The organism is Cellulomonas bogoriensis 69B4 = DSM 16987, assembly GCF_000767165.1.
Lineage (GTDB): Bacteria > Actinomycetota > Actinomycetes > Actinomycetales > Cellulomonadaceae > Actinotalea > Actinotalea bogoriensis.
Genome location: NZ_AXCZ01000282.1, coordinates 1 through 2,171, shown reverse-complemented (window position 1 = coordinate 2,171; position 2,171 = coordinate 1). Strand labels below are relative to the sequence as shown.

Below are 2,171 nucleotides of genomic sequence, written 5' to 3'. Positions count from 1 at the left end.
ACCGCCCCCGCCACGGCACGTCGAAGTACCCCGGCGGCCGGAACCACTGCGTGTCGCACCGCGCGACCAGGCACCGCCCGAGCACCCCGGCGTCGAGGAGCGACCGCAGACGTCCGGCACCGGCGCCGAACCGGTGCTGGAACACCACGGCGACCTGCGGGTCGCGTCCGCCAGGTCCGGTCCCACGCGCGGCGTCCTGGGCGTGGAGCACCTGGTCGACCTCCGCGAGGCTCAGGGCCGGGGGCTTCTCCAGGAGCACGTGCGCACCGGCGGCCAGCGCCTGGGTCGCCAGGCCCGCGTGGGTCCCGGGCGGGGTGCACACGTGCACCACGTCCACCTGGTGCCGGCCCAGGACGTCGGCGAGGTCCGTGGCGACCACCGGCACGTCCCAGGCCCGCGCGAACTCCTCGGCCTTGGGACGGTCGAGGTCGACGACCGCGACCAGGCGGGTCGCGCCACCCTGCGCGAGCACGGCCCCGGCGTGGGCGCCTGCGATCCCCCCGGTGCCCACGATCACCGACCGGACCGGACCACCACCGGGGCCGTCGTCGGTCGACGGGTGCCCGGCCGTGGCGGCGAGGGCGGCGGGGGCATCGGGCAGGGGCATCGTTGGCCTTCCGACGGGGCGAATCGATTCGGTCGTCGCTTCCCCGAGCCTCACACCCACGCGTCAGGTCGTCAAGCAACGATGTGACAGGCCTGGTACGACCTGGTCACAGGTGCGCCGCCAGGTGCATGCTGGTGGCAGCAGGGGCCAGGCCGACGACGCGAGGGGGCGACGTGCACGCGACCCGGCACGCCAAGGGCACCGTCCGCGCCGCTGCCGTGCTCTCGGGGACCGCACTGGTGACGGTGGCGTGCACCGTCGTCGGGCCCGTGGTCGAGACCTCGCCGGGCCCCGCGCGGGCGACCGCCACCCAGCCGCAACCACCCGTCGCACGTACCGCTCCCCCGGTCCCGGTCGTCCCGCCGATGCCGGAGGTGGACCGCGAGGGTCTGCCACCGGCCGACCCGTGGGCGGTCCTCCCGCAGGCACCGGCCGATCCCGACCCCACGACGATGCCGGACGGGACCCTGGCGACGCCGCTGTCCGACGCCGGGGCCGTCCTGCACGACGCCCCGGGCGGGCAACCGTTCGCCGTGCTGCCACAGGTCCAGTACCTCGGGCAGACGTCCTACCCGGTGATCGACACCCACGGCCCGTGGCACCAGGTGCTCCTGACGGTCCGCCGCGGCCTGCCCAGCGAGGTGGGCCCCGGGGGGGTCAACGAGGCCACGGGATGGGTACACCTGGACGAGGTCGAGCTGCACACCACGGACCACCGGATCGTCATCGACCTGGGTGAGGGCACCGTGACCCTGTCCCAGGGCACGCGGGTCCTGGCCCGCACCGAGGCCGGCTACGGCGCACCGGGCACCCCCACGCCCGAGACCCGGACGTTCGTGATGTCGATCCACCCGGACCCGGCCGCCACCTACTCACCGCTGTTCGTGATGTTCGGTGCGAGCTCTCCCACGCTGGACCAGTTCCTGGGCGGTCCGGCCCCGATCGCGATCCACACGTTCGCCACCCACCGGGGCCCGATCTCCAACGGCTGCCTGCGCGTACCGGCCGACGCCCTCGACCCGTTCACCGAGGTCCCGCTGGGCACACCGGTGCTGATCACGTCATGACACCCACGTGGCCCCGGGCGGGCCTCGTGCGTCAGGCCACCTCGGCGCCGACGCGACGTAGGCGGTGTGGGTGCCCTCGCCACCGGTCAGCGGGTTGGGGGCCCCAGCGCGTCGACCACGACCGACCTCAGGTGGACCTGCGCAGCACCAGCTCGGCGGGCAGGACGAGGCCCGCGTCGCTGACCTCCTGGCCCTCCAGGACGTCGACGAGCATCTGACCGGCCGTCCGGGCCATCTCCTCCACCGGGTTCACCACCGTGCTCAGAGGCGGGGTCGCCGACTCGGCCAGGCCCAGGTCGTCGAACCCGAACACCGCGACGTCGTCCGGGACGCGCCGGCCACGGGAGGCGAGCTCGTTCAGCGCGGCGAGCGCCATCGGGTCGGACGCCACGAAGACCGCGTCCAGGTCAGGGTGCGCGTCCAGGAGCCGGCGGCACGCCGCCGCACCGCCGGCGGTGGTGAAGTCGCCGTGCTCGACCGCGTCGGCCGGCAGGCCG

The 2,171-nt window shown here is 74.9% G+C and carries 3 protein-coding genes; 1 reads left to right on the top strand and 2 read right to left on the bottom strand.

Annotation, left to right across the window (positions count from 1 at the left end; genetic code table 11):
- Positions 1-607 (bottom strand): Gfo/Idh/MocA family protein (locus tag N869_RS14615; RefSeq protein WP_198026094.1); only part of this gene is annotated, 607 nt, incomplete at its 3' end.
- A gap of 173 nt (positions 608-780) precedes the next feature.
- Here N869_RS14615 and N869_RS14610 point away from each other — a divergent pair.
- The gene (locus N869_RS14610) at positions 781-1,674 is read left to right on the top strand and encodes a L,D-transpeptidase (protein WP_035062812.1); all 894 of its coding nucleotides are present in this window, start codon (positions 781-783) and stop codon (positions 1,672-1,674) included.
- A 127-nt stretch (positions 1,675-1,801) separates the two neighbouring features.
- Here the strand turns inward: N869_RS14610 and N869_RS14605 are convergent.
- The coding region (locus tag N869_RS14605; protein WP_035062808.1) for a LacI family DNA-binding transcriptional regulator at positions 1,802-2,171 on the bottom strand (370 nt) is incomplete at its 5' end.